This is a genomic window from Trebonia kvetii (assembly GCF_007827045.1).
GTDB classification, from domain to species: Bacteria; Actinomycetota; Actinomycetes; order Streptosporangiales; family Streptosporangiaceae; genus Trebonia; species Trebonia kvetii.
The window spans coordinates 36,738-62,813 of the sequence record NZ_RPFW01000007.1 but is presented as its reverse complement, the minus strand read 5'-3'; the positions used below and the strand labels follow the sequence as shown (position 1 = coordinate 62,813).

Annotated in this window: 19 protein-coding genes; 14 read left to right on the top strand and 5 right to left on the bottom strand. The window is 69.4% G+C overall.

Going from position 1 to position 26,076, the window contains the following annotated elements; all coding sequences use genetic code 11:
- Nucleotides 1-55: 55 nt before the first annotated feature.
- The 8 genes from ruvB to sigJ all read left to right on the top strand — a co-directional run bounded on the left by ruvB (nt 56) and on the right by sigJ (nt 10,405).
- On the top strand, nt 56-1,072 hold the full coding sequence (gene ruvB, locus EAS64_RS32205; protein ID WP_246116000.1) for a Holliday junction branch migration DNA helicase RuvB: 1,017 nt from the start codon (nt 56-58) through the stop codon (nt 1,070-1,072).
- Nucleotides 1,073-1,465: 393 nt separating this feature from the next.
- Nucleotides 1,466-1,954, top strand: coding sequence for a preprotein translocase subunit YajC (gene yajC, locus EAS64_RS32200; protein ID WP_246115960.1), 489 nt, complete (start codon nt 1,466-1,468; stop codon nt 1,952-1,954).
- A 59-nt stretch (nt 1,955-2,013) separates the two neighbouring features.
- Nucleotides 2,014-3,960 carry a protein translocase subunit SecD gene (gene secD / locus EAS64_RS32195; protein ID WP_145859222.1) on the top strand — a complete coding sequence of 649 codons (1,947 nt, stop codon included), beginning with the start codon at nt 2,014-2,016 and terminating at the stop codon, nt 3,958-3,960.
- On the top strand, nt 3,957-5,264 hold the full coding sequence (secF, locus tag EAS64_RS32190) for a protein translocase subunit SecF (protein WP_145859220.1): 1,308 nt from the start codon (nt 3,957-3,959) through the stop codon (nt 5,262-5,264). Before secD ends, secF begins: the two co-directional genes overlap by 4 nt.
- A 6-nt stretch (nt 5,265-5,270) precedes the next feature.
- On the top strand, nt 5,271-5,792 hold the full coding sequence (locus EAS64_RS32185) for an adenine phosphoribosyltransferase (RefSeq protein WP_145859219.1): 522 nt from the start codon (nt 5,271-5,273) through the stop codon (nt 5,790-5,792).
- A 449-nt stretch (nt 5,793-6,241) separates the two neighbouring features.
- Nucleotides 6,242-8,488, top strand: a complete 2,247-nt coding sequence (locus tag EAS64_RS32180) for a RelA/SpoT family protein (RefSeq protein ID WP_342782094.1) — start codon at nt 6,242-6,244, stop codon at nt 8,486-8,488.
- Nucleotides 8,489-8,565: 77 nt separating this feature from the next.
- Complete coding sequence (locus EAS64_RS32175) at nt 8,566-9,492, top strand: NAD-dependent epimerase/dehydratase family protein (RefSeq protein ID WP_145859217.1); 927 nt, start codon at nt 8,566-8,568, stop codon at nt 9,490-9,492.
- On the top strand, nt 9,473-10,405 hold the full coding sequence (gene sigJ, locus EAS64_RS32170) for an RNA polymerase sigma factor SigJ (protein ID WP_246115959.1): 933 nt from the start codon (nt 9,473-9,475) through the stop codon (nt 10,403-10,405). The genes EAS64_RS32175 and sigJ overlap by 20 nt, the downstream gene beginning before the upstream one ends.
- Before the next feature lie 14 nt (nt 10,406-10,419).
- On the opposite strand, the gene EAS64_RS32165 is transcribed toward sigJ, so the two are convergent.
- From EAS64_RS32165 to EAS64_RS32150, 4 genes are all read right to left on the bottom strand, one after another.
- Nucleotides 10,420-12,810 (bottom strand): ATP-binding cassette domain-containing protein, encoded by a 2,391-nt coding sequence (locus tag EAS64_RS32165; protein ID WP_145859215.1) that lies wholly within the window; start codon nt 12,808-12,810, stop codon nt 10,420-10,422.
- Between the two features lie 97 nt (nt 12,811-12,907).
- Nucleotides 12,908-13,282, bottom strand: coding sequence for a VOC family protein (locus EAS64_RS32160; protein WP_145859214.1), 375 nt, complete (start codon nt 13,280-13,282; stop codon nt 12,908-12,910).
- A 158-nt stretch (nt 13,283-13,440) separates the two neighbouring features.
- Nucleotides 13,441-14,679, bottom strand: a complete 1,239-nt coding sequence (locus EAS64_RS32155; protein ID WP_145859212.1) for a DUF349 domain-containing protein — start codon at nt 14,677-14,679, stop codon at nt 13,441-13,443.
- Between the two features lie 56 nt (nt 14,680-14,735).
- Entirely contained in the window at nt 14,736-15,494 is a 759-nt protein-coding gene (locus tag EAS64_RS32150; RefSeq protein ID WP_222849775.1) for a peptidylprolyl isomerase, read from the bottom strand.
- A 351-nt stretch (nt 15,495-15,845) separates the two neighbouring features.
- Between EAS64_RS32150 and EAS64_RS32145 the strand changes: the two genes are divergently transcribed.
- From EAS64_RS32145 to aspS, 3 genes are read left to right on the top strand one after another with little or no spacing between them, the layout of a single operon-like run.
- Nucleotides 15,846-16,523, top strand: a complete 678-nt coding sequence (locus EAS64_RS32145; protein ID WP_145859209.1) for an MBL fold metallo-hydrolase — start codon at nt 15,846-15,848, stop codon at nt 16,521-16,523.
- A 5-nt stretch (nt 16,524-16,528) separates the two neighbouring features.
- A complete protein-coding gene (gene hisS, locus EAS64_RS32140; RefSeq protein WP_145859208.1) occupies nt 16,529-17,821 on the top strand; it encodes a histidine--tRNA ligase in 1,293 nt (430 codons plus the stop codon).
- Nucleotides 17,818-19,566: an aspartate--tRNA ligase gene (aspS, locus tag EAS64_RS32135; protein ID WP_145859206.1), complete on the top strand. Its 1,749-nt coding sequence runs from the start codon at nt 17,818-17,820 to the stop codon at nt 19,564-19,566. Before hisS ends, aspS begins: the two co-directional genes overlap by 4 nt.
- A 72-nt stretch (nt 19,567-19,638) precedes the next feature.
- Here aspS and EAS64_RS32130 read toward each other — a convergent pair whose 3' ends face one another.
- Nucleotides 19,639-20,817, bottom strand: coding sequence for a type IV toxin-antitoxin system AbiEi family antitoxin domain-containing protein (locus EAS64_RS32130; protein WP_145859205.1), 1,179 nt, complete (start codon nt 20,815-20,817; stop codon nt 19,639-19,641).
- 194 nt (nt 20,818-21,011) lie between these two features.
- On the opposite strand from EAS64_RS32130, the gene EAS64_RS32125 reads away from it, so the two are divergent.
- The 3 genes from EAS64_RS32125 (at nt 21,012) to alaS (ending at nt 26,067) form a co-directional block, all read left to right on the top strand.
- On the top strand, nt 21,012-22,472 hold the full coding sequence (locus tag EAS64_RS32125; protein WP_246115958.1) for a replication-associated recombination protein A: 1,461 nt from the start codon (nt 21,012-21,014) through the stop codon (nt 22,470-22,472).
- Nucleotides 22,473-22,520: 48 nt separating this feature from the next.
- The gene (locus EAS64_RS32120) at nt 22,521-22,994 is read left to right on the top strand and encodes a DUF948 domain-containing protein (protein ID WP_145859203.1); all 474 of its coding nucleotides are present in this window, start codon (nt 22,521-22,523) and stop codon (nt 22,992-22,994) included.
- 346 nt (nt 22,995-23,340) lie between these two features.
- A complete protein-coding gene (alaS, locus tag EAS64_RS32115; RefSeq protein WP_145859202.1) occupies nt 23,341-26,067 on the top strand; it encodes an alanine--tRNA ligase in 2,727 nt (908 codons plus the stop codon).
- The last annotated feature ends 9 nt before the right edge of the window (nt 26,068-26,076 follow it).

Below are 26,076 nucleotides of genomic sequence, written 5' to 3'. Positions count from 1 at the left end.
CACCCGCCGCGCGGGCGGCGGTGCGGCAGGCCGCGATGACCCGTGGGACGGCCGCGTGGTCTCGCCGCTCGCCGACGGCGAGGAGCGGGTGATCGAGGGCGCGCTGCGTCCCAAGCGTCTCGATGACTTCGTGGGCCAGCCCCGGGTCCGCGAGCAGCTCAACCTGCTGCTGCGCAGCGCGCTGCGGCGCGGCAGGCCGCCGGACCACGTGCTGCTTTCCGGCCCGCCCGGCCTGGGCAAGACCACGATCGCGATGATCATCGCCGCCGAGCTCGGCGCGCCGCTGCGGCCGACAAGCGGCCCGGCGATCGAGCGCGCGGGAGACCTGGCCGCCGTGCTCTCCACGCTGCAGGAGGGCGAGGTGCTCTTCATTGACGAGATTCACCGCCTCGCCCGCCCCGCCGAGGAGATGCTCTACCTGGCGATGGAGGACTTCCGCGTCGACATCATTGTCGGCAAGGGGCCGGGCGCGACCGCGATCCCGCTCGACATCGCGCCGTTCACCCTGGTCGGCGCGACCACCAGGGCCGGCCTGCTGCCCGCGCCGCTGCGCGACAGATTCGGCTTCACCGGGCACCTGGACCTCTACCAGCCGGAAGAACTCGGCGTGATCGTCCGCCGCTCGGCTGGCCTGCTCGGCGTGAAGATCGAGGATGGCGGCGTCGATGAGCTCGCACGGCGCTCGCGCGGCACCCCCAGAATCGCCAACCGGCTGCTGCGCCGGGTGCGCGACTACGCCGAGGTGCGCGCCGACGGCGTGGTCACCAAGGAGCTGACGAGGACCGCGCTCGAGCTGTACGAGGTCGACGAGCTCGGCTTGGACCGGTTGGACCGCGCCGTGCTCGACGCATTGATCAGGCGCTTCGGCGGCGGCCCGGTCGGCCTGTCCACCCTGGCCGTCGCGGTCGGCGAGGAGGCGGAGACGGTCGAGGTCGTCGCCGAGCCGTTCCTGGTCAGGCACGGCATGCTCGCCCGCACGCCGCGCGGCCGGGTCGCCACCAGGGCGGGCTGGGAGCACCTTGGTCTCACCCCGCCGGCGTCCCTCGACCTGCCAGGCACCCTCTTCGACTGACCATGACCGCCTTCGACCGGTCATGACACCCGGTGAACATCCGATAAAGAATATTTCGGACAGCTGCCGCTACCCGAGGTGGCGAATCAGTTGCCAAATGGTAGCGAAGAAGGCCCGAGGGAACGCTGCCCGCCGCGATCGCGTTCCCTGTAAGCGGACCCGCCTGACGAGGGCTTATGAGAAAGGGCGGGCTTCCATGTCAGCGTGCGTCTCCCGGCTTTCTTGGGGGCCGGGACCTTCCGCCGAGCCGGCAAGGTAACGATCGCAGACGGAACCCCGTAGTGTGGTTATGCGTTTTTCATAGCGCCGCTACACTGCGCAGGTTGGCACGTGCCCGCCATCCTCATGACGGAGCCAGCCGGCAAGCGGAAAGTCAACTGGAAGGATGCCCCAATGCTGGGGATGGACGTACTAGCAGCCACACCGGCCAAGTCGGGCGGTTTCAACCCCTCGACGCTGATCCTCATTCTGGTCGTCGTGGTGGCCTTCTACATGCTGATGATCAGGCCGCAGCGCCGCCGGGCGCAGCAGGCACAGCAGAAGCAGAGCTCCGTGCAGCCGGGCGCCCGGGTACGGACCACCGCCGGCATGTACGCCACCGTCGTCGACGTCGACGGCGACGACGTGATCCTCGAGGTGGCGCCGGGTGTCGAGGTGCGCTACATGAAGCGCGCCGTCATGGACGTGGTTTCACCGGGTGACACGGTGGACGAAGACGTGGCGCCGGACGACGAGACGGACACCGAGGATCTCACCGCCGAGCACGACGGCCACGACGAGGACGCCGAGCCGCAGGACACGGTGGGCCACCCGGACGCCGCCAGCTCGGATGACGCCGAGGAGACGGCGTACGAGCGGGCGACCGGCACCAAGAAGGACTAACGGGCGACTAGCTCCGCGGATAACGCACGCTATAACGCACGCTAAGAGGCAGGCGACAAGTGGCACCCCCAAGCAGAAGCGGCTCGCGGCCGGGCCGCGCGCTGGCCGCGCTGGCCGTCCTGATCCTGATCATGCTGATCTCGATCACCGGCAAGGAAACGTTCAGCCCGGGCAACTGGCACAAACAGTTCAAGGTGGGCCTCGGGCTCGACCTGTCAAGCGGCACCGAGGTCGTGCTGAAGGCGCAGACGGCGAAGGGCACGCCGTCGCCCGGCGCGATGACGCAGGCCATCTCGGTCCTGGAATCCCGGGTGAACGGCACCGGTAACTCCGGCGCCCAGGTTCAGCAGACCGGCGCCGACCTGATCACGGTGACCGTGCCAGGCAAGGCCGCGCAGGACACCGTCGCCCTGGTCAGCTCCACCGCCAAGCTGGCATTCCGCGCGGTGCTGCTTGAGGCCCCGTACACGGGGCCCGCCACCACGCCGTCCGCCACTCCGTCGGCCAAGGCCAGCGGCTCCGCGAGCCCCTCGGCCTCGTCAAGCGCGACGCCGACCACGAGCGCGAGCACCAGCGCCACCCCCAAGGCCTCTGGCCAGGCGGTCGCCGCGAGCCCGCTCGCCACGGCGAGCTCCACCGCCAAGGCGAGCAGCACGGCCAAGGCCACGCCCACCACGAGTGCCAGCGCCACCGCCACGCCGACCACGAGCAGCACCGCGTCGGCGACCGCCACCCCCACCCCGACCGGGTCGTCGACCCTGACCTACGGCGACGCGTCGAAGGTGAACGCGGCCACGCTCAAGCTGTTCAACAAGATGGTCTGCAAGCCGGGCCCGAACGCCAACACCGTCGACGAGAGCTGGAAGAAGACCGTCGGCTACACCGAGTCGGGCGACCAGTGGGACAACAACACGGGCCAGATCGTCTCCTGTGACGCCAACGGCACCAAGTACGTGCTCGCCCCGTCCGTCTTCGAGGGCACCCAGCTCACCGCGGTGTCGCCAGGCCTGCAGCAGAATTCCACGCAGTGGGTCGTCAACCTGACGCTGAACAGCGCGGCCGCCAAGGCGTTCGGCACGCTGACCACGAACCAGTACAGCACGTACTACACAAAGGCGGTCGCAGGCGACCAGACCTCGGTGGCCCTGGACTCCACGGCGATCGTCCTCGACGGCAACGTGCAGTCCGCACCGATGACCGAGGGCGCGCTCACCTCCGGCCAGTTCACCATCAGCGGCCCGCAGCCGAACGGCTTCACCGAGGCCGAGGCGAACCAGCTCACCAACATCCTCAAGTACGGCTCGCTGCCGCTGAACTTCACTCCCCAGACCGTGTCGTCGATCTCGCCGCAGCTCGGTCACAGCTCGCTCGACGCGGGCCTGATCGCGGCCATCCTCGGCCTGGCCCTGGTGATCATCTACCTCTTCTACTACTATCGCGGCCTCGGCCTGGTGTCGGTGTCCAGCCTGCTGATGGCGGCGCTGCTCGCCTACCTGGCGGTTGTCATCCTCAGCAGGTACCAGAACTTCACCATGTCGCTGTCGGCGATCGCCGGACTCGTGGTGGCGATCGGTATCACCGCGGACTCGTTCATCGTCTACTTCGAACGGCTCCGTGACGAGGTGCGGGACGGCAAGACGCTCCGCCCCGCGGTGGAGGCCGGCTGGAAGCGGGCGCGGCGCACGATCCTGGTGTCGGACACTGTGTCGTTCCTCGCGGCGCTGCTGCTCTACCACTTCGCGGTCAGCGACGTGCAGGGCTTCGCCTACACCCTCGGCCTGACCACGCTCATCGACGTGATTGTGGTCTTCCTGTTCACCAAGCCGATGGTGACGCTGCTCGCCGGGACCAAGTTCTTCTCGAGCGGCAACAAGTGGTCAGGACTCGATCCCGAGCGGCTGGGCGCCCATGCGCGCTGGCGCTCCTCAACGAAGCGCACGGTCCGCACGCAGCGGACGTCATCCGCACGATCCACCACCAACTCCTCGACCTCGAGGGAGGCATGATGGCAGGCGGCGGGATCGCCGGGCGGCTGTACCGCGGCGATGTCTCGATCAACTTCGTCGGCCGGCAGCGGCTCTGGTACGCCATCTCCGGCGTCATCGTGCTGGTCAGCGCGGTCGCGCTGTGGGTACGCGGGCTGAACTTCTCGCTTGAGTTCAAGGGCGGGTCGAGCTTCACCTTCCCGGCGACCGGCAACGTCACCCAGGGCGCCATCTCCCAGCAGGTGACCAAGGCGGGCGGCGGCGACTCCTCCGTGCAGTTCATCTCGGGGCTGCACCAGTGGACGGTGCAGACCTCGACGCTGACCGCGCAGGCCAGCTCGAAGGTGGCGGCGGCGCTCGAGCACGCGTTCGGCATCGCGCAGAGCAACATGTCGATCCAGGTCGTCGGGCCGACGTGGGGCGGCCAGATCACCTCCAAGGCCGTCGAGGCCCTGATCATCTTCCTCATCGTGATCGTGATCTACCTGTCGATCGCGTTCGAGTGGCGGATGGCCGTCGCGGCGTTCATCGCGCTGATCCACGACATCGTGATCACCACCGGCGTGTACGCGCTGACCGGCTTCACGGTCAGCCCGACGTCCGTCATCGGACTGCTCACCATCCTCGGCTATTCGCTGTACGACACCGTGGTGGTGTTCGACAAGGTGCGGGAGAATACCGCGGGCCTGCTCACCACCCAGAAATCCACCTACAGCGACGCGGCCAACATGGCGCTCAACCAGACCCTGGTCAGATCGATCAACACGTCGCTGACCGCGCTGCTGCCCGTCGCGTCGATCCTGTTCGTCGGCGCCGGCCTGCTCGGCGCGGGAACGCTCAAGGACCTGTCGCTCGTGCTGTTCGTCGGCATGCTGTCCGGCACGTACTCCTCGATCTTCATCGCCACCCCGGTTCTCGCCGACCTCAAGGAGCGGCAGCCGGAGTACCGCGACCTGGCCGCCAAGGTGGCCCGCCGGGTGGCCGGCGGCCGCTCGGCGCAGCGCGCGGGCGGAACGGCGAGCCCGGCTGAGTCGGCGAGCACCGGGGCGGCGAGCGCCACGGCCCCGGCCGCCAAGCGCCCGGCCCCCACGGCGAGCGGTCCCGTGACGGCCAGCGTGGTCAACGGGCCAGGCGAGCCGGACGACCTAGCCGCCGAGCCCACCGAGGCCGAGGACAGCGCCGAGGACCAGAAGACGGACGACGATGTGGCGGTGTCCGCCGCCGCCGGCAGGCAGAGCGACTCCACGCCGCGCGCCGTCACCAGGCAGCAGCGGGTCACCGGCGGCGCGCAGCGCCGGCCTGGCACGCGGAAGAAGAGGCGGTAGCGGGCGTTGCCTGACATCGAGGCACTGATCGCGGCGCACGTCCGCGACGTCCCCGACTATCCGCAGGCGGGCGTGCTGTTCAAGGACATCACGCCGCTGCTCGGCGACGCCGACGCGTTCGGCGACGTGATCGAGGCCATGGCCGCCATCTTCGGGCCCGTCGACAAGGTGGTCGGCATCGAGGCGCGCGGCTTCATCCTCGCCGCCCCGGTCGCCTACGAGATCAGGGCCGGGTTCGTGCCCGTGCGCAAGAAGGGCAAGCTGCCGTCCGCGACCTTCGCCCAGGAGTACGACCTCGAGTACGGCAGCGCCGTACTCGAGGTTCACCAGGACGCCTTCGCCGCCGGTGACCGGGTGCTGATCGTGGACGACGTGCTCGCCACCGGCGGCACCGCCCGCGCCACGGCCTCGCTCATCCAGCGGGCGGGCGCCCAGGTGGTCGGCATCGCGGTGCTGATGGAGCTGTCCTTCCTCAAGGGCCGCGAGGCGGTCGGCGACCTGGAGGTCCGCAGCCTGCTCACCGTGTAGCCGGCGTAACCGGCGCCCTCGCAAACCCGGCCACAACCCTGGCCAGGGAATCTTTAGTGTCTACCCGGGAGTTAATAACCCCAAGTAGACTGATGATCTGGCAGATGCGAGGAGCGCTTGTGGCCGGTGATGTTATGACGACCGCCACGGCCGGCGCCGAAGGAGCTGCCCGGATCGGGGAAGCGGCAGATCCCGCACAGCAAAACGGGACTCAGCACAATGGGGAGAGCCGCGACAGCAATCCGGACCGGGCGACGGCGACCGAGCCGCAGGCCGTCACGCCCGGGAACCTCCAGCTGCCCGCACGCCCGCAGGAGCGGGAGGCCCAGCCGCGGGAACGTCCGTCCCGCCAGACTCGCCAAGGGCTCGCGCCCGTGGCGCAGCCCGTCTCACCAGGTGCCAGCGTACGCCGCCGCCTGGCAAGACTCGGAGCACAGCGGGGGTCCGGCGTGAACCCTGTACTCGAACCGCTGATCAAGACAATCCGCGCGCATCATCCCAAGGCGGACGTGCGCACGGTGGAGCGCGCCTACGACGTCGCGGCGCACTGGCACAAGGACCAGAAGCGCAAGTCCGGCGACCCGTACATCACCCATCCCCTCGCGGTCGCGACCATTCTCGCCGAGCTCGGCATGAACACCGAGACGATCTGCGCCGCCCTGCTGCACGACACGGTCGAGGACACCGACTACACGCTCACCGAGCTGCGCAGCGAGTTCGGCGAGGACGTCGCCGCGCTCGTCGACGGCGTCACCAAGCTGGACAAGGTCAAGTACGGCGACTCGGCCGAGGCAGAAACCGTTCGCAAGATGGTCGTCGCGATGGCCAGGGACATCCGCGTCCTTGTCATCAAGCTCGCCGACCGGCTGCACAACATGCGCACCCTGCGCTACATGCCGCGCGACAAGCAGGAGCGCAAGTCGCACGAGACGCTGGAGATCTACGCGCCGCTCGCGCACCGCCTCGGCATGAACACGGTCAAGTGGGAGCTCGAGGACCTCGCGTTCGCCACGCTGTACCCCAAGCGCTACGACGAGATCGCCCGCTTGGTCGGCCAGCGCTCGCCGCGACGTGACCAGCTGCTGCAGGAGGTCATCGAGAACCTCTCCGCCGACCTGCACGAGGCGCGCATCAAGGGCACGGTCACCGGCAGGCCGAAGCACTACTACTCGATCTACCAGAAGATGATCGCCCGCAACGTCGAGTTCGACGACATCTACGACCTGGTTGGCATCCGCGTCCTCGTGGACACGGTGCGGGACTGCTACGCCGCGCTCGGCACCATTCACGCGCGATGGAATCCGGTACCCGGACGGTTCAAGGACTACATCGCGATGCCGAAGTTCAACATGTACCAGTCGCTGCACACCACGGTGATCGGCCCTGGCGGCAAGCCCGTCGAGCTGCAGATCCGCACCTTCGGCATGCACAAGCGCGCGGAGTACGGCGTCGCCGCGCACTGGAAGTACAAGGAAGAGATGCACGCCCACGGCCCGGCGCTGGCCAGCGGTAAGGCGGGCAGCAAGGCGACCCAGTCCAAGGAAGCGGTCAAGGCAAGCCAGGACGCCGCGGAGATGGCGTGGCTCCGCCAGCTCGTCGACTGGCAGCGGGAGACCGAGGACCCGGCCGAGTTCCTCGACTCGCTCCGCTTCGACCTGGCGGGCGCGGAGGTCTACGTCTTCACGCCGCGCGGCGAGGTGATCGCGCTGCCGCAGGGCGCGACACCCGTTGACTTCGCGTATGCGATCCATACCGACGTCGGCCATCGCACGATCGGCGCCCGCGTCAACGGCCGCCTCGTCGCCCTGGAGTCCGCGCTGGACAACGGCGACACGGTGGAGATCTTCACCTCCAAGTCGCAGGAGGCGGGCCCGAACCGCGACTGGCTCAACTTCGTCAAGAGCGCGCGGGCGCGCAACAAGATCAGGCAGTGGTTCTCCAAGGAGCGCCGCGAGGCGGCGGTCGAGGCGGGCAAGGACCAGATCGCCAAGGTCATGCGCAAGCAGGGCCTGCCGCTGCAGCGCCTGATGTCCGCGGACACGATTCGGCAGATCGCGAGCGACCTGCGCTACACCGACCTGTCGAGCCTGTACGCCGCGGTCGGCGAGGGCAGGATCAGCGCGCAATCGGTTGTCGAGAAGCTGGTCCGCGCGGTCAGCGACTCCGCGGGCGTGCAGGAGGACCTGGCCGAGGTCACCCCGATCCCCCAGAAGGCGCCCAAGGTCTCCAGGACCCGTTCCGCGACCGACTCGGGCGTCGAGGTAGAGGGCGTCGCCGACGTCTGGGTGCGCCTGTCCAAGTGCTGCACCCCGGTGCCGGGCGACGACATCAGGGGCTTCGTCACCCACGGCCACGGCGTCTCCGTGCACCGCGCTAACTGCGTCAACCTGGAGCACCTGTCAGACACCCAGCGCGAGCGGATGGTCCCGGTGCACTGGGCGGTGAGCGACGCGAGCGTGTTCCTCGTCGCCATCCAGGTAGAGGCACTCGACAGGACCCGCCTGCTGTCCGACGTGACCAGGGTCCTGTCCGATCAGCACGTGAACATCCTGTCCGCCTCCGTGCAGACCACCAGGGACCGCGTGGCGCTCAGCAGGTTCACCTTCGAGATGGGCGACCCGAAGCACCTCGGCGACGTCCTGCGCGCGGTGCGCAGCATCGACGGCGTCTACGACGTCTACCGCGTCACCAGCTGACCAAGAGCACGCTGTCACAGCCGCGGCTGCTGTCCTGTCTTGAGAGGTAGACAGGACATCACGCGGAAGGAAAAGACATGCGAGTCTTCGTCACGGGAGCGACCGGCGTCGTTGGGCGGCACCTGGTTCCCGGCCTTATCGCGGCGGGACACGAGGTCACCGCCACCACGAGGACCCCTGGCAAGGCCACGACACTGCGTGCGGCTGGCGCCGTGCCCGTGGTGCTCGACGGCCTTGACCGCGACGCGGTGATTGAGGCGGTCCTGGCGACGGCGCCCGAGGTGATCATCCACCAGATGACCGCGCTGGCCGACATGGGCAGCCTGCGCAACCTCGACAAGGAATTCACCGTCACCAACGAGCTGCGCACCAAGGGCACCGACAACCTGCTCGCGGCCGCCAAGGCGGCGGGCACCAGGCGGGTCATCGTGCAGAGCTACACCGGCTGGCCGAATGAGCGCCTCGGCGGCCCGGTCAAGACCGAGGACGACCCGCTCGGCCCGCCGCCCCCGACGGGCACGCGGACGCTGGCGGGTATCAAGCACGTGGAGGCGGCAGTGCCGCAAGCGGCGCCAGAGGGCATCGTGCTGCGTTACGGCAGCTTCTACGGCCCAGGCGCCTCGATGCTGATGGTGGACCTGGTGCGCAAGCGCCAGCTGCCCGTCATCGCCGGCGGGGCAGGGATATGGTCGTTCTGCGAGACCAGGGACGCCGCGTCCGCCGCGGTCGCCGCCGTCGAGCGCGGCGCGCCCGGCATCTACAACGTGGCGGACAACGAGCCGGCGCCGGTCTCCGAGTGGCTGCCGTACCTGGCGAGCGTCGCGGGGGCCAAGCCGCCGCTGCACGTGCCCGCCTGGCTCGGCCGGCTGCTCGCCGGTGGCTTCGTGGTCACCGCCATGACCGAGCAGCGCGGCTCGTCGAACGCGAAGGCGAAGAAGGAACTCGGCTGGGAGCCGCAGTTCGGTAGCTGGCGAGAGGGGTTCCGTGACTGGGTCCGCGGCTGAGACGGGTGTGGCGTCGGAGTACCGTCCATTGCTGTTCTCCATCGCCTACGGGATGACGGGCTCGGTGGGTGACGCCGAGGACCTGGTACAGGACGCCTACCTTGGGATGACGAAGGCCAGGCAGGCGGGGACCGTGATCGCCGACCAGAAGGCCTACCTGGCGGCCGCGGTCACCCGGCTCGGCATCAACTACCTCAACTCGGCCCGGGTCCGCAGGGAGACCTACGTGGGCGACTGGCTGCCCGAGCCGGTCGTGGTGGCCTTCGACGGCCCGGCCGAGCAGGCCGAACTCGCCGACTCGCTGTCCATGGCGTTCCTGGTGCTGCTCGAGGCGCTGTCCCCGGTGGAGCGCGCGGTGTTCATGCTCCGCGAGGTGTTCGGCTACGACTACCCGGCCGTGGCGCGCATCACCGGCAAGTCCGAGGCGAACTGCCGCCAGATCTTCTCCCGCGCCAGGGCGCGGATCGCCGTTGGCGGGCAGGCGCGGGAAACCGCGCCCGCCCCGGCAAGGCGGGCGGAGAGCGAGGCGCTCGCCCGCCAGTTCTTCGAGGCGGCGACGGGCGGCGACATGGACGCGCTGCTCGTCATGCTCGCACCGGACGCCGTGTTCCACGGCGACGGCGGCGGTAAGGCACAGGCGATCGGCAAGCCGCTCGCCGGCGGCCTCCCCGTGGCCCGGCTGATCAGCGGTATCTTCCGCCGCGGCGCCGGGATCGGCATCTCGCTACGGCTCGCCTGGGTCAACGGCCAGCCGGGCGCCGTGACCTACGACCCCGATGGCCGCGTCATCAACGTGTTCGCCCTCGACATCGCCGACGGCATCGTCCAGACGGTCCGCTCCGTCGTCAACCCCGACAAGCTAGGCCACCTAGGCCCAGTCTCCGACCTAGCCCGCCTCCCCGAGAAGGACTGACACCGGGGCGGCCCTCAGTGCCCGACGTAGGCGGCCAGGTGCTCGCCGGTCAGCGTGGGCTTGGCGGCGATCAGGTCGGCGGGGGTGCCCTCGAAGACGACCTTCCCGCCGTCGTGCCCGGCGCCGGGACCGAGGTCGATGATCCAGTCGGCGTGTGCCATGACCGCCTGGTGATGCTCGATGACGATGACCGACTTGCCGGAGTCGACGAGCCGGTCGAGCAGGCCGAGCAACTGCTCGACGTCGGCGAGGTGCAGCCCGGCGGTCGGCTCGTCGAGGACGTAGACGGCGCCCTTCTCACCCATGTGCGTGGCCAGCTTCAGCCGCTGCTGCTCGCCGCCGGACAGCGTGGTGAGCGGCTGGCCGATGCTGACGTAGCCGAGCCCGACGTCCGCCAGGCGGCCAAGGATGGCGTGCGCCGCCGGGTTCTTCGCCGCACCCGTTCCGAAGAAGTCCCGCGCCTCAGCCACCGGCATGGCGAGCACCTCGCTGATGTCCCGGCCGCCGAGCTTGTACTCGAGCACCGCGGCGTCGAACCGCTTGCCCTCGCACACCTCGCACACCGTGGCCACGCCCGCCATCATCGCCAGGTCGGTGTAGATGACACCGGCGCCGTTGCAGTTCGGGCAGGCGCCCTCGGAGTTGGCGCTGAACAGCGCGGGCTTGACCCCGTTGGCCTTGGCGAACGCGCTGCGGATGGGGTCGAGCAGCCCGGTGTAGGTCGCCGGGTTGCTGCGCCGCGAGCCGCGGATGGCGCCCTGGTCGACGGAGACGACGCCGGCGCCCCTGGGCACTGACCCGTGGATCAGCGAGCTCTTGCCGGAACCGGCCACCCCGGTGACGACGCACAGCACGCCGAGCGGCACGTCGACGCTCACGTCCTGCAGGTTGTGCGTGGTCGCGTGCCGGATCTCCAGCTTGCCTGACGGCGCACGCACCGTCTTCTTGAGTGACGCCCGGTCGTCGAGGTGCCTGCCGGTCACGGTGCCGCTTGACCGCAGCCCCGCGACGGTGCCCTCGAAGCACACGCTGCCGCCCGCCGTGCCGGCGCCGGGGCCGAGGTCAACGACGTGATCGCCAATCGCGATCATCTCCGGCTTGTGCTCGACGACGAGCACCGTGTTGCCCTTGTCCCGCAGCCGCAGCAGCAGCTCGTTCATCCGCTGGATGTCATGCGGGTGCAGCCCGACCGTCGGCTCGTCGAACACGTAGGTCACGTCGGTGAGCGAGGAGCCGAGCTGGCGGATCATCTTGACCCGCTGCGCCTCGCCGCCGGACAGCGTCCCGGCCGGCCGCTCGAGCGAGAGGTAGCCGAGGCCGATCTCGGTGAACGAGTCGAGCACCTGCCGCAGCGAGCCGAGCAGCGGCGCCACCGACGGCTCGTCGAGGCGGGCGACCCACTCGGCCAAGTCGCTGATCTGCATCGCGCACGCGTCGGCGATGCTGATCCCGTTGATCTTCGAGGACCTTGCTCCCGCGGAAAGCCGGGTGCCGCCGCAGTCGGGGCAGCTGGTGAACGTGACCGCGCGGTCCACGAACGCCCGGATGTGCGGCTGCAGCGCGTCGGGGTCCTTAGACAGGATGGACCGCTGCAGCCGCAGCACCAGGCCCTCGTAGGTCTGGTTGATGCCGCCGATCTTCATCCTGACCGGCTCGTGGTACAGGAAGTCGTTCCGTTCCTTCTTGGTGAACTTGCCGATCGGCTTGTCTGGGTCGTAGAACCCCGACTCGCTGTACAGCCGGTACCCCCATCCGCCCGGTGTGTAGCCGGGAATGGTGAGCGCGCCCTCGTTGAGCGACTTGCTGTCGTCGAACAGTTCGGCAAGGTCGATGTCGGAGACGTTGCCCCGGCCCTCGCAGCGCGGGCACATGCCGCCGGTGATGGAAAAGCTGCGCCGCTCCTTGGTGGTCTGCCCGCCGCGCTCGAAGGTGACCGCGCCCGCACCGCTGATCGAGGCGACGTTGAAGGAGAACGCCTGCGGCGAGCCGATGTGCGGCTGCCCGAGCCTGCTGAACAGGATGCGCAGCATGGCGTTGGCGTCGGTGGCGGTGCCGACGGTGGACCGCGGGTCGGCGCCCATCCGCTTCTGGTCGACGATGATCGCGGTGGTCAGCCCGTCGAGCACGTCCACGTCGGGCCGCGCAAGGGTCGGCATGAAGCCCTGCACGAACGCGCTGTAGGTCTCGTTGATCAGCCGCTGTGACTCGGCGGCGATCGTGTCGAACACAAGCGAGCTCTTCCCAGACCCGGAAACGCCGGTGAACACCGTCAGCCGGCGCTTCGGTATCTCAAGGCTGATGTCCTTGAGATTGTTCTCACGGGCGCCGTGTACCCGGATCAGGTCATGCGTGTCGGCCACGCTGGGTGCGGCCGGCGGCTGCTGTGGCCTGTCGGCCTTGCTCATCGTGTCTCCATCTGTCTCGATCGGCGGGTCAGGCATCGGGCGTCCGGGGCTGAGGTCCGGACCCGGGGGCCCAGAGCCTGGACCCCCGGCGGCCGGTTCAGCGGTCCTGGAGCACCCCGAGCACGTTGCCGTCGGGGTCGGTGAAGGTGGCCACCAGGCGGCCGCCCCCGACATCGCGCGGCTTGTCCTTCACGGTAGCGCCCGCGGCCGTCACCTCCGCGAGCTTCGCCTCGATGTCCGCCACGTGCCAGTAGGCCACCGGGCCGGACATGCCCTGCTGCGCGCCGTTGGGCACAAGCCCGATGTGCTGGCCCGCGGTGTCGAAGCCGACGTAGTAGGGCGCGTCGGCCGTCGGCGCCGCGCCGAGCAGCGCCGCGTACACCTTCTTGGCCGCCGCCACGTCAGTGACCGGATGCAGCACGGTCTTGATCCCCTCGGTGGGGGTTGCTGTGATCTCTTCTGATGCGCTCATGGCAGTCACTCTAGGTAGGACGTCACGGTGGCCGCTTCTCGAAAAGTGACCGGTCTGCCGCGTGCCGCGGGCCACGGCCGACGCGCCCCTGGCACGCGGAAGCGGCGGGCGCGAATGCGCCCGCCGCTTCCGGCTCAAATCCCATAAGGGGACGATATTCAGCTGGAGAACTCCGCTAGCGTGCGCTCCGCCTCAGCGAGCCATGACCGCCGCGCCGCCAGCGCCTCCTCGGCCTTGCGGATTCCGCCCGCGTCCCCGCGCGCCTGGGCCTTGGCGAGCTGCGTCTCGAGCGACTCGATGGCGGAGCGGAGCTGGCTGACCGTGCCCTCGGCGCGGGCGAGCGCCTCGGGGTTGGACCGCTTCCACTGCGCCTCCTCGGCCCGCCTGACCGCCTCCTCGACCCGGCGCAGCCCCTGCTCCAGGCCGTCGCGGGACTCGCGCGGCACGGGGCCCGCCTGCTCCCAGCGCTCCTGGATGCCGCGCAGCGCCGACCTGGCCGCCCGCCAGTCGGTGATCGGCAGCAGTTCCTGCGCCTCGGCGAGCAGCTGCTCCTTCACCGACGCGTGCGCCCGCAGTTCGGTTTCCTTGGCCGCGAAGACCTCGGAACGGGCGGCGAAGAACTTGTCCTGCGCGTCCCTGAACCGCTTCCACAGCTCGGCCTCGTCGTCCCGGCCGGCCCGGCCGGCTTCCTTCCACTCGCGCATGAGCTCGCGGTAGGAGGCCGACGTGGCGCTCCAGTCGGTCGAGTCGGCGAGCGCCTCGGCCTCCTGCACCAGCTTCTCCTTGCTGGCGCGCACGGACTCACGCTCGGCCTCAAGGGAGGCGAAGTAGGCCTTGCGCCGCTTGGTGAACCCGTTGCGGGCCGCGGACAGCCGCTTCCACAGCACTGCCTCGATGGACCGGTCGGCGTGCGGTGCGGACTTCCACTCCTCGAGAAGCTCCGCCATCCGCTCGCCGCTCGCCTTCCAGTGGGTGGCCTCGGCGGCGATCCGCTCGGCCTCGACGACGATCCGCTCCTTGACCTCACGGGCCTCGCTGCGGGCGTGCTCGCGCTGGGCCTTGACTTCCTCGCGCCTGGCGTCGACCTTGCCGGTCAGCGCCTCAAGCCGGCTGCGGAGCCCCTCGAGGTCACCGAGCGCGTTGGCGTCGGTCACCGACTTCAGCAGCCGCTGCACGGTGGCCTGTGCCTGGGCGGGGGCGATCTCGGTCGAGGACATGCGCTGCTCGATCAGCGCGACTTCGGTCTCGAGCGACTCGAACTTGCGCCGGAAAAACGCGAGCGCCTCTTCCGGGCTCCCCGCCGCCCACGAGCCGATCACCCGCTCGCCATCGGCGGTACGCACGTAGACCGTCCCGTCGGCGTCTACCCGACCCCAGGGATCGTTGGCGGTGGTCACGGCGAACCTCCTGGTTCATCTGCCGCCCCGGACGGCTGCCCGGGGCGTCGTGTTGCTCAGGTTTGCTTGATGGTCACGCTGTTGATGATGACTTTCTGCTTCGGCGCACCATCGCCCGCACCTGAATACGTGCATGTTGTTCCTGCATTGGCCACTTTCTGGAGGATATCGAGCCCAGACGTGATTGTCCCGAATGGTGTGTAATCCGGTCCGAGGGTGGTGTTCTTGTACACCAGGAAGAACTGGCTTCCGTTGGTCCCGGCGCCGCTGTTGGCCATCGCGACCGTTCCTGCCGCATAGGTGACGGTTCCGGACGACGTCGCCGCCTTGGGCAGGTTCTCATCGGCGAATTCATAGCCGGGGCCGCCGGTTCCCGGCGCTCCGGCGGCGGACGCGCAGGTCAGCTTCTCGCTGGCCTTCGCGTTCGGGTCGCCGCACTGCAGCACGTAAAGCCCGCTGGTCGCGGTGACCCTGTGACACTGGCTGGCATTGAAGTAGCCGGCGGTCGCAAGGTGCACGAAGGAGTTAACGGTGCAGGTCGCCTTGGAGTTAAGCAAGTTTATTTTGATCGCACCGAGGTTGGTATTGATCGACGCCGTATACGCCGCCTTGTAATTCGGCGATGCCGGCGGCACCGAGACCTTCTTGACGGCGCCTGCGACACCCTTCGTGGTGTATGTGCAGTGGGTCGCGGGCTCAGCGACCGCGGCGGCGGACGCCGAGGCCGTCGCCGAGGCGGATGCTGACGCCGACGCCGACGCCGACGCCGTGGCCTTGGGCTTCTTCGCCGCGGCCGGCGTGCTCCCGCCGAGCATCGCGGCGGTAATGCCGCCGATGAGGCCAAGGACGCAGACAACGGCAAGGCCGATGCCGAACCGCTTACGGAAGGCGCGCTGTCTTGCGAGCCGCACTTCCCGCTGCTTCTCGAACCGTTCCCGTGCGCGCCTGCGCTCTCGTTCTCTGCTCCCCGCCAAGGGTGCCGACCTCCTATATACGCGTTAAGCCCGCAACGCCCGCGTTACCAGGGTTCGCGCGCGATCGTTCGCGCATCGTACCCGCCGGCCGTCCGGTAATGGAACTGTCGTTATCGGTTCGTGCAGTTGCCCGGGGGGTGGAGCCCTGTTATCGGTTCGCTGCACCATCTGATGAGTCGGTAGCCTGTGACAGTGCTAGTCACTGGCTTTCCCGCGGGTGCCTTCGCCGCCAACTGTTACCTGGTGGCGCCGGCGCCCGGTGAGGAGTGTGTGATCATCGACCCGGGGCAGAATGCCGAGCGGGGGATCGAGGAACTGCTCGACCGCTACCGACTCAAGCCTAGCGCGGTGCTGCTCACACACGGTCACGTCGATCACATGTGGTCCGTCGCACCGGTCTGCGGTGCCAAGGGCGTTCCCGCCTATATCCACCCCGATGACCGCGAACTGCTCGCCGACCCGGGCAAGGGCCTGTCCCTGCTGGCCAAGCAGCAGTTCATGGGCGGGATGACGTTCGCGGAGCCGGACGACGTCCGTCAGCTTCACGACGGCGATGTGATCACCGTGGCGGGCCTGGACATCACCATCGGCCATACCCCGGGCCATACGCCGGGCTCGGTCACCTTCCGTAGCGGCGAAGATGACCTCGATGCCCTGTTCACTGGCGACCTGCTGTTCGCCGGCTCGATCGGCCGCACCGACCTGCCAGGCGGCGACCACGCGACGATCCTGAAGTCGCTTGCCCGCACGCTGACCCTGCCCGACGAGACGATCGTGCTTCCCGGTCACGGCCCGCAGACCACGATCGGCGACGAGCGCGGCTCCAATCCGTTCCTTACCGGACTTCAGCCGGCCCAGAAAGGGCTGTAACCACCATGAGCTTCCAGGCCCCGAAGGGGGTCTCAGAATACGTACCGCCGCGCAGCGCGCTCTTCCAGGAGGCACGCGATGCGTTCAACGAATCCGCCCGCCGCGCGTGCTACGCCGGCATTGAGACGGCGGTCTTCGAGGACACCAGCCTGTTCGTCCGCGGCGTCGGCGAGTCATCCGACGTGGTCCGCAAGGAGATGTACTCCTTCGAGTCCCGCGGCGGCGACAAGATCACGCTGCGCCCCGAGTTCACCGCCGGGGTGCTGCGCGCCGTTCTGCAGTACAACCTGCACAAGGGCGCCCTTCCGGTGAAGGTCTTCACCTCCGGCCCCGCGTTCCGCTACGAGCGCCCGCAGGCGGGCAGGTACCGGCAGTTCTACCAGTTCAACCTGGAGGCGATCGGCACCGAGGACCCGGCGGTGGACGCCGAGACGATCGCCATCGCCTACGACGCCTACGCCTCGCTCGGCCTCACCCAGTTCACCCTGCTGCTGAACACCCTGGGCGACAACAACTGCCGTCCCGTCTACCGGGCCGCGCTCCAGGAGTTCCTCCGCAAGCTCGACCTGGACGAGGACACCAGGCAGCGGATCGAGATCAACCCGCTGCGCGTCCTCGATGACAAGCGACCCGAGGTGCGCGAGCAGACGGCGAACGCGCCGTACATCGTCGACTACCTGTGCGGCGACTGCAAGGCGCACCACGACGCGGTGCGCGCGCTGCTGACCAGCCTGGGCGTCCCCTTCACGGACGCACCGCGCCTGGTCCGCGGCCTTGACTACTACATGCGGACCACCTACGAGTTCGATCACGCGCTGCTCGGCGCGCAGTCCGGCATCGGCGGCGGCGGCCGCTACGACGGGCTCAGCGAGGACATCGGCGGCCCGCCGCTGCCCGGCATCGGCTTCGCGGTGGGCCTTGACCGTATAGTTCTAGCCATCGAGTCCGAGCGCGGTGCGGCGACCGCCGCGGCGGCCACCGACTGCCAGGTCTTCGGCGTGGCACTCGGCGACGAGGCGCACACCGACGTGCTCGCCCTGATCACCGCCCTGCGGCGGGCCGGGGTGCACGCCGACATGGCCTTCGCCAGCCGCGGTCAAACCAGCCGCGGCCTCAAGGGCGCGATGAAGGCGGCCGACCGGTCGGGCGCCCGCTTCGCGGTGCTCATCGGTGCCGAAGAGCGGCGCAACGCCACCGTTCGGATTAAGGACCTCAAAGACGGCGACCAGCAGGACGTGGCGGCGGCAGAAGCCGTGCACTGGCTGGTCAACACACTGGCGGGAGACGAAGCGGAATGATCCGGACCCACGAGGCCGGCACGCTGCGTGCGGAGCACGCGGGGGAGCGAGTAGTGCTAGCGGGCTGGGTCGCGCGGCGGCGCGACCACGGCGGCGTGGTCTTCATCGACCTGCGCGACGCGAGCGGCGTCGTCCAGGTTGTCTGGCGCAGTGAGGACGCGGCGTCCCACGATCTGCGGGCCGAGTTCTGCGTCAAGGTGACCGGCGACGTCCGCGCCAGGCCCGCGGGCAACGAGAACCCCGAGCTGCCCACCGGCGCGATCGAGGTCGTGGCGGAAGAGGTCGAGGTCCTCTCCGAGGCCGACCCGCTGCCGTTCCCCGTCGAGGGCTCGACCGAGATCTCGGAAGACGTCCGGATCAAGTACCGCTACCTGGACATCCGCCGCGAGGACACCGCACGCGCGCTTCGCGTCCGCTCCACGGCCGCCTACCTGCTGTCCGACGTGATGCGCGACCACGGTTTCGTCAACGTGGAGACGCCCTACCTGACCAGGTCCACCCCGGAAGGCGCCCGCGACTTCCTGGTGCCGGTCCGGCTGCGCCCGGGCAACTGGTATGCCCTGCCGCAGTCGCCGCAGCTGTTCAAGCAGCTCCTCATGGTCGGCGGCCTCGAGCGCTACTACCAGCTCGCCCGCTGCTTCCGCGACGAGGACTTCCGCAAGGACAGGCAGCCGGAGTTCACCCAGATCGACCTGGAGATGTCCTTCGTCACCCGCCAGGACGTCATCGACGTCGGCGAGGCGGTGGTCTCCACCCTGTGGCGCGAGATCACCGGCTACGAGATCCCGCTTCCGCTGCCGCGGATGACCTACGCCGAAGCGATGGCCAAGTATGGCTCGGACAAGCCCGACCTCCGCTTCGACCTCGAGCTCACCGACCTGACCAGCTACTTCGCCGGCACCGAGTTCCGCGTCTTCCAGGCGCCTTACGTCGGCGCCGTCGTCATGCCTGGCGGCGCTTCGCAGACCCGCAGGGAGCTCGACGCCTGGCAGGACTGGGCCAAGTCCCGCGGCGCCCGCGGCCTGGCCTACGCCCTCATCGCGCAGGACGGCTCCATCGCCGGTCCCGTCGGCAAGAACATCTCCGAGTCGGAACGGGATGGGCTGGCTGCGGCCGTCAACGCGTCGCCCGGTGACGCGGTGTTCTTCGCCGCCGGCGCCGCGCGTGCCTCGCAGGAACTTCTCGGCGCGGCCCGCCTCGAGATCGGCAACCGCTGCGACCTCATCGACACCACCGCCTGGTCGTTCCTCTGGGTGGTCGACGCCCCCATGTTCGAGGAGACCGACGCGGGCGGCTGGACCGCCGTGCACCACCCCTTCACCTCACCGCTCCCGGAATGGGCCGACAAGTTCACCACCGAGCCGGGCGGCGCACTAGCCGACGCCTACGACATGGTCTGCAACGGCTACGAGATCGGCGGCGGCTCCATCCGCATACACAAGCAGCTGATGCAGCAGCAGGTCTTCGACGTCATCGGCCTGTCACCGGAAGAGGCGAGGTCCCAGTTCGGCTTCCTCCTCGACGCCTTCAAGTACGGCCCGCCCCCGCACGGCGGCATGGCCTTCGGCTGGGACCGCGTGGTCATGCTCCTAGCGGGCGCGGACACCATCCGCGACGTAATCGCCTTCCCCAAGGCCGCGAGCGGCGCCGACCCGCTAACCGGCGCCCCCACCCCCATCACCCCAGCCCAGCGTAAAGAAGCGGGCATAGACGCCCCGCCCAAGCCCGCCACTCCCCAGGGCTAACCGCGTCCTCTCATCCCCGCGTGGTCGTGGGGGCGGGAGTGTCTCCGCGCCTCCACACCAGGGAAAACGCACTCAGCCATCTTCCAACGCTTCACGGAGCCTCAATTCGCTAAGGCTGGCCCGGCCCCGGCCATTTCTCGGGGCGTACATTTCCCTTTCCGCCTGGGCAGCGTCCGTCGGTTGACGACCTGCACCACCCCACGCAACCCTCGAGCCACACCAGCCACACCCGAAATTGATCGGGTGTACTTTTCGCCCATATTCGGCCCGGACTACACCCACTAACGAGACCGGGCACCCCGGACCGCACGGACGTCCGACCGCCGGCCCGCGACCACTGAGCCACTTGGCCACATCCGCCGCAGTACGGCACTGACGCTCCTTGCTGATCAGGTCAAGCACCCCAACCCGGATGGTCTCAATCCCTTCGTGCACGGCATTCCAGCGGTCACGCCCCTTATCCCGCCATTGCTCATCCGACGGATGAGCCGCCGCTCCGTCGATCTCCACGCAGGCGCGGTAAGCCACGTACAAGTTGTCGAGGTAACGGTTCCCCGTCGCCTGCCTGACCCGGGCCTGCCGCGAAGCCATGGGCAGCCCGTGGGCACGCTCGACACCACGCACGTATCGGTACTCGAGAACGGAGAGCGCCCCGCTCTCGGCGTAACCAAGCGCCAGTTCGACCTCCCGTCGCCAGCGAGTCCGCGATCGCGCGGCAACCGCCGTGCGCAGACGCGCCGCCGTGGTCCGCCTGCGCCCGATGGCGCGGCAGATCCAGTCGTACGCCTCGTCAAAGCTCCGTGCGCACTCGATCAGGTCAAGCACCGTCTCCTCGACCCGCGTGCGCGGCGGCGAGAGTGACGGATGCCGGGCACGGTCCAGTGACCGCGACCGGTGGACGACGACCCCCGGGATCCTCCCACACCGTTCCGGGTTGCTCTCGTGCGGCACCGTGACATGGATAACCGGCCCCGCCCCGTTGACGAGGCCCCATACTTCGGCGGCACTCTGATGGCTAAGGACGGCACCCGGTCCGGCCCGCAGCAGCGCCCCCCACAGCTCGGCTCGGCGGGTCGGCGGTCCGGTGAACGCCGCGTAGACACCGCGACGCATAACCTGCCAGCGCCCGGCGCGCACCTGACCGTGAACCGTCTTGGCGGACATACCGGCGGACGCCGCCTGGCTAACCGCGATGACGCCATCCTGGCGTTCCAGCAGCCACCGGATCTCACCCGCCAGTTCAGGAGCCATGACACCAGCGTCCAGGCCACGCTCGCCCTGAAAGAAGGACCATCCGGTCCCTGTGGATAACGCTTGCAGGACACGGTTCCCTGTGGACAACGCCGCCCAAATGTCGCATCCGGATGCTACCGGGGCCCCGCCACCACCCAGATGACCGCAAACGGCGGTCCTGTCGCGGTTGCCGGCGCTAGTAGGCTCCAACCGTGGACAGTTTGTTCGATGAGGCGGGTGAGCGGGCCGCCGCGAGCGCCGCGCCGCTCGCCGTGCGGATGCGTCCGCGGACGCTCGACGAGGTGATCGGTCAGCGGCACCTCACCGCACCGGGCACGCCGTTCCGCAAGCTCATCGAGAATGACGCGCCGATGTCCCTGGTGCTGTGGGGACCGCCTGGGACGGGCAAGACCACCCTCGCCTACGTCGTCAGCCAGGTGACGAAGCGGCGGTTCACCGAGCTTTCCGCCGTCACCGCCGGCGTCAAGGACGTGCGCGCCGCCGTGGACGCGGCGCGCCAGCAACTCGGCATGAGCGGCCGTCAGACCGTGCTGTTCATCGACGAGGTGCACCGCTTCTCCAAGACGCAGCAGGACGCGCTGCTGCCTGCCGTGGAGAACCGCTGGGTGTCCTTCATCGGCGCGACGACGGAGAACCCGTCGTTCTCCGTGGTCTCGCCGCTGCTTTCGCGGTCGCTGCTGCTGACGCTGCAGCCGCTGGATGACGACGACATCAGAACGCTCGTCACGCGTGCGCTGACTGACGAGCGCGGGCTCAAGAACACCGTCGAGATCGACGACGACGCCCTGGAGCACCTCATCAGGCTGGCCGGCGGTGACGGGCGTCGCTCGCTCACCTACCTGGAGGCCGCCGCGCTCGGCACCAGCCACATCGACACGGCGACCCTGGAGCGCGCGGTCGACAGGGCGGCCGTCCGCTACGACCGCGACGGCGACCAGCACTACGACGTGATCAGCGCGTTCATCAAGTCGATGCGCGGCAGCGACGTGGACGCGGCGCTGCACTACCTGGCGCGGATGATCGCGGCGGGTGAGGATGCGAGGTTCATCGCCAGGCGGCTGATCGTGCACGCGAGCGAGGACGTCGGCATGGCGGACCCGACCGCGCTGCAGACCGCCGTGGCCGCCGCGCAGGCGGTGGAGTTCGTCGGCCTGCCCGAGGCGCGGATCAACCTGGCGCAGGCGGTCATCCACATCACCCTGGCGCCGAAGTCCAACGCCGTCATCCGCGCGATCGGCGCGGCGGAGAGCGACGTGCGCTCCGGCCTGATCGGTGCGGTCCCAGCGCACCTGCGCGACGCGCACTACCCTGGTGCCAAGAGTCTTGGCCACGGCAAGGGCTACGTCTATCCGCATGATCTGCCCGAGGGCATCGTGGCGCAGCAGTACGCACCGGACGTCGTCAACGGCCGGGCGTACTATGAGCCGTCGACCCATGGCATGGAGAGCCGTTTCTCCGAACGCACGCGGCTGATCCGGCAGATCCTCCATCCTGACCAGGAGGCGCGGGAAACACCGCGGGAAACATCGCAGGAGACCCAGCGGGAAACGCCGCGCGACGCACCGGACGAGGGGGCAGCCGCGACCCCGGAGGCCGGCCAGGAGGCGAAGGCAGAAGCGAGTCAACCCGGCGTCGCGGGGCAGTCGCAGTGACCGGGCGGGGAAGCGTCACGGGCAAGTGAGTAAGAGGGTGGTCATCGCATGAGCATCGCAGGCGTCGCGGCACTGATCGCCGCCGTCAGCTTCGCCGTCCTCGCCTGCACCGGGGTGTACCTCGCGGTGCGCTTCACCCGGGTGCTCGGTGACGCCGCCACCCTGGTGCGCGAGACGAGGACCGGCCAGGAGGCGCTGTTCGCCCGCGCGAACGCGGCGGTCGACAGGGCAAGCGCGCAGTTGGACAGGACCGAGGCGGCCACCACGGCCGTTGCCGATCTTGGCGACTCGATGACCGAACTCGCGGGCCAGGCGAACGCGCTGGCCGGCATCGGGCGGTCGGTGGCCGGCGCGGTGGTCGGCGGTCCCATCGGCCGGGCCGCCGCCGTGGCCTACGGGGTGCGGCACGCCGTGGGACTGCGCCGTGGCACCGTGACGCGCCAGGGCGCGCTGCCCGGCCGGGTCGTGAACAGCGCCGAACTGCCGAGCGCGGGCCACGCGGGTACGCGGGCACGCGCATGATCCGCAGGGGATTCTGGCTCACCGTCGGTGCCGCCGGCGGCATCATGGGGTACCGGCGTGTCTCCGCGCTGAGCCGTCAGGTATCCGAGACGCTTGGCGTGCGGCCCGGCCGCCAGGGAAGGCCGGCGAGCCCCCGGCGCAAGCGCCACTGGGCTCGCGAGACGCTCCGTTTCACCCGCGACGTGCGCGAGGGCATGGACATGTATATCGCTCGGCAACAGGGCAGGCCTGCGCCTACCCTTGGCCCAAGCGGAAGCCAACGCACAAGCGGTAGAAGCCAACGCACAACCGGTACGAGCAACAGCTACCGTTCCGACCACGACCACGACAAGAGGGAAGACCACTGATGCAGTCGGCAGAGATCGCCCGCCGTTTCCTGGCGCACTTCGAGGCGCGCGGACACGCCATCGTGCCGTCGGCCAGCCTCGTCGCCGACGATCCCACGCTGCTGTTCGTGGTCGCCGGGATGCAGCCGTTCAAGCCCTACCTGCTCGGCCAGCAGACCCCGCCGTGGAAGCGGGTCGCTGACGTGCAGAAGGTCGTCCGCACGCTGGACATCGAAGAGGTCGGCAAGACCACCAGGCACGCGACGTTCTTCCAGATGCTCGGCAACTGGTCGTTCGGCGACTACTTCAAGGAAGACGCGATCCGCTGGGCCTGGGAGCTGCTCACCAAGCCGGAGCAGGACGGCGGCTTCGGCTTCCCCAAGGAGAAGCTGTGGGCCACCGTGCTGCACGGCGACGACGAGTCCTACGCGATCTGGCGGGACCAGATCGGCGTGCCCGAGTCCCGGATCCAGCGCCGCGGCCTCAAGGACAACTACTGGCACATGGGCGTCCCTGGACCGGGCGGCCCGTGCTCGGAGATCTACTACGACCGCGGACCCGAGTACGGCGTCGAGGGCGGGCCTGAGGCGGACGAGGACCGGTACCTGGAGGTATGGAACCTGGTCTTCATGCAGGACATGCTGTCTGAGGTCCGCGCCAAGGACGACTTCGACGTGGAGGGACCGCTCCCGTTCAAGAACGTCGACACCGGCATGGGCCTGGAGCGGATGGCGTCCATCTTGCAGGGCGTCGACAACATCTACGAGATCGACACCACCTACAAGATCCTGGAGAAGGCGGCCGAGCTCACCGAGCAGGAGTACGGGAGGGACCAGCGCAACGACATCGCGCTGCGCGTCGTCGCCGACCACGTCCGCTCCGCGGTCATGCTGATCCAGGACGGAGTGCAGCCATCGAACGAGGGCGGCGGCTACGTGCTGCGCCGGCTGCTGCGCCGCTCCATCCGCAACCTGCGCCTGCTGTCCGGCGCGCAGCGTGGCGGCGGCGCGTCCGCGTCCACCGGCTTCATGCACGAGCTCACCGCGGTGACCATCGCCGTGATGGCGGACCAGTTTCCCGAGCTGCGCAGGGACGCGACTCGCATCCACACGATCATCGACGCGGAAGAGGCGGCGTTCGCCGGGACGCTGCGCACCGGAACCGCGATCTTCGACGTCGCGGTGGAGGAGACCAGGCGCAAGCACGCCTCGGTGCTGTCCGGCGCGCAGGCGTTCCAGCTCCACGACACCTACGGCTTCCCGATCGACCTCACCCTCGAGATGGCGTCCGAGCAGGGCCTCACCGTGGACGAGGAGGGCTTCCGGCGGCTGATGGCGGAGCAGCGGGACCGTGCGAAGAAGGACGCCAGGGAGAAGAAGACCGGCAACGCCGACATCTCCGCCTACGCGTCGCTGCTCGAGCAGGCGGGCAGGGTCACGTTCACCGGTTACGACGCGGCGGACGGCGAGGCGACCATCGTCGGCCTGCTCGTGGACGGCGTCCCTGTGCAGTCGGCTGCCCCGGGCAGCGAGGTCGCGGTGGTCCTGGACCGCACCCCGTTCTACGCCGAGGGCGGCGGCCAGTTGTCCGACCACGGCGTGATCAAGACGAACGGGGCGGGCGGCAACGCCGAGGTCGAGGTGACCGACGTGCAGACGCCGCTGCTCGGCCTGATCGTGCACCGGGGCGTGGTGCGTCACGGCGAGATCACCACCGGTTCGCCCGTGTGGGCGGAGATCGACGTCGAGCGGCGCCGCGCGACGTCCCGCAGCCACACCGCGACCCACCTGGTGCACCGCGCGCTGCGCGGCGCGCTCGGCGAGTCCGCGGCGCAGGCGGGCTCGGAGAACGCGCCCGGGCGGCTCCGCTTCGACTTCACCGCGACCGGCGCGGTGCCGCTGACCGTGCTCCGCGAGGTCGAGGACGAGGTGAACCGGATCCTCATCGACGACCTGTCGGTGCGGGCCTTCCACACCTCGATCGACGAGGCGCGCGCGATGGGCGCGCTCGCCCTGTTCAGCGAGCGCTACGGCAGCGAGGTCCGCGTCGTCGAGGTGGGCGAGTACTCACGCGAGCTGTGCGGCGGCACCCACGTGGCGCGATCCGGCCAGCTCGGCCTGGTCAAGCTGCTCGGCGAGGCGTCGATCGGCTCCGGCGTGCGCCGCATCGAGGCCCTGGTGGGCATCGACGCGTTCCGCTTCCTCGCCAGGGAGAGCGTGCTCGTCAACCAGCTCAGCGACCAGCTCAAGGCACGCCCGGAAGAGCTGCCGGAGCGGATCTCCATCGTGGTCGGCAGGCTCCGCGACGCGGAGCGCGAGCTGGCCAAGCTCAAGTCCGCGCAGCTGCTTGAGGCGTCGGGGCAGATCGCGGCGGCGGCGGAGAACATCGGCGGCATCGCGTTCGTCGCGCACCGGGTGCCCGACGGCACCGACGCGGATTCCATCCGCAGGCTGGCTCTCGACATCCGGGCCAAGGTTCCGGCGCTGCAGCCGGCGGTCGTGGCGCTGACCGGAACCCCGGCGGACCGGCCGGTCGTGGTGATCGCGGTGAACGAGGCAGCGCGCGGATCCGGGCTGTCCGCGGGCACGCTCGTCGGCGGCGCGGCGCGGGCGCTCGGCGGCGGCGGTGGCGGGAAGCCCGACATCGCACAAGGCGGCGGGGCGCCCGGTGCCGGACCTGCTGAGGTAAATGCCGCATTTGACAGCATTCGTAGTGCACTGCGCGACAAGGTGGAAACTGGCGGGTAACGTGATGCC

Coding starts and splice junctions, on each gene's coding strand:
- EAS64_RS32165 (WP_145859215.1), bottom strand. CDS start 12,810: ATGAGCAAGGCCGACAGGCCACAGCAGCCGCCGGCCGCACCCAGCGTG.
- secF (WP_145859220.1), top strand. CDS start 3,957: ATGATGGCAGGCGGCGGGATCGCCGGGCGGCTGTACCGCGGCGATGTC.
- alaS (WP_145859202.1), top strand. CDS start 23,341: ATGCAGTCGGCAGAGATCGCCCGCCGTTTCCTGGCGCACTTCGAGGCG.
- EAS64_RS32160 (WP_145859214.1), bottom strand. CDS start 13,282: ATGAGCGCATCAGAAGAGATCACAGCAACCCCCACCGAGGGGATCAAG.
- hisS (WP_145859208.1), top strand. CDS start 16,529: ATGAGCTTCCAGGCCCCGAAGGGGGTCTCAGAATACGTACCGCCGCGC.
- EAS64_RS32120 (WP_145859203.1), top strand. CDS start 22,521: ATGAGCATCGCAGGCGTCGCGGCACTGATCGCCGCCGTCAGCTTCGCC.
- EAS64_RS32150 (WP_222849775.1), bottom strand. CDS start 15,494: ATGCTCGGCGGGAGCACGCCGGCCGCGGCGAAGAAGCCCAAGGCCACG.
- EAS64_RS32175 (WP_145859217.1), top strand. CDS start 8,566: ATGCGAGTCTTCGTCACGGGAGCGACCGGCGTCGTTGGGCGGCACCTG.
- aspS (WP_145859206.1), top strand. CDS start 17,818: ATGATCCGGACCCACGAGGCCGGCACGCTGCGTGCGGAGCACGCGGGG.
- yajC (WP_246115960.1), top strand. CDS start 1,466: ATGCTGGGGATGGACGTACTAGCAGCCACACCGGCCAAGTCGGGCGGT.
- EAS64_RS32130 (WP_145859205.1), bottom strand. CDS start 20,817: ATGGCTCCTGAACTGGCGGGTGAGATCCGGTGGCTGCTGGAACGCCAG.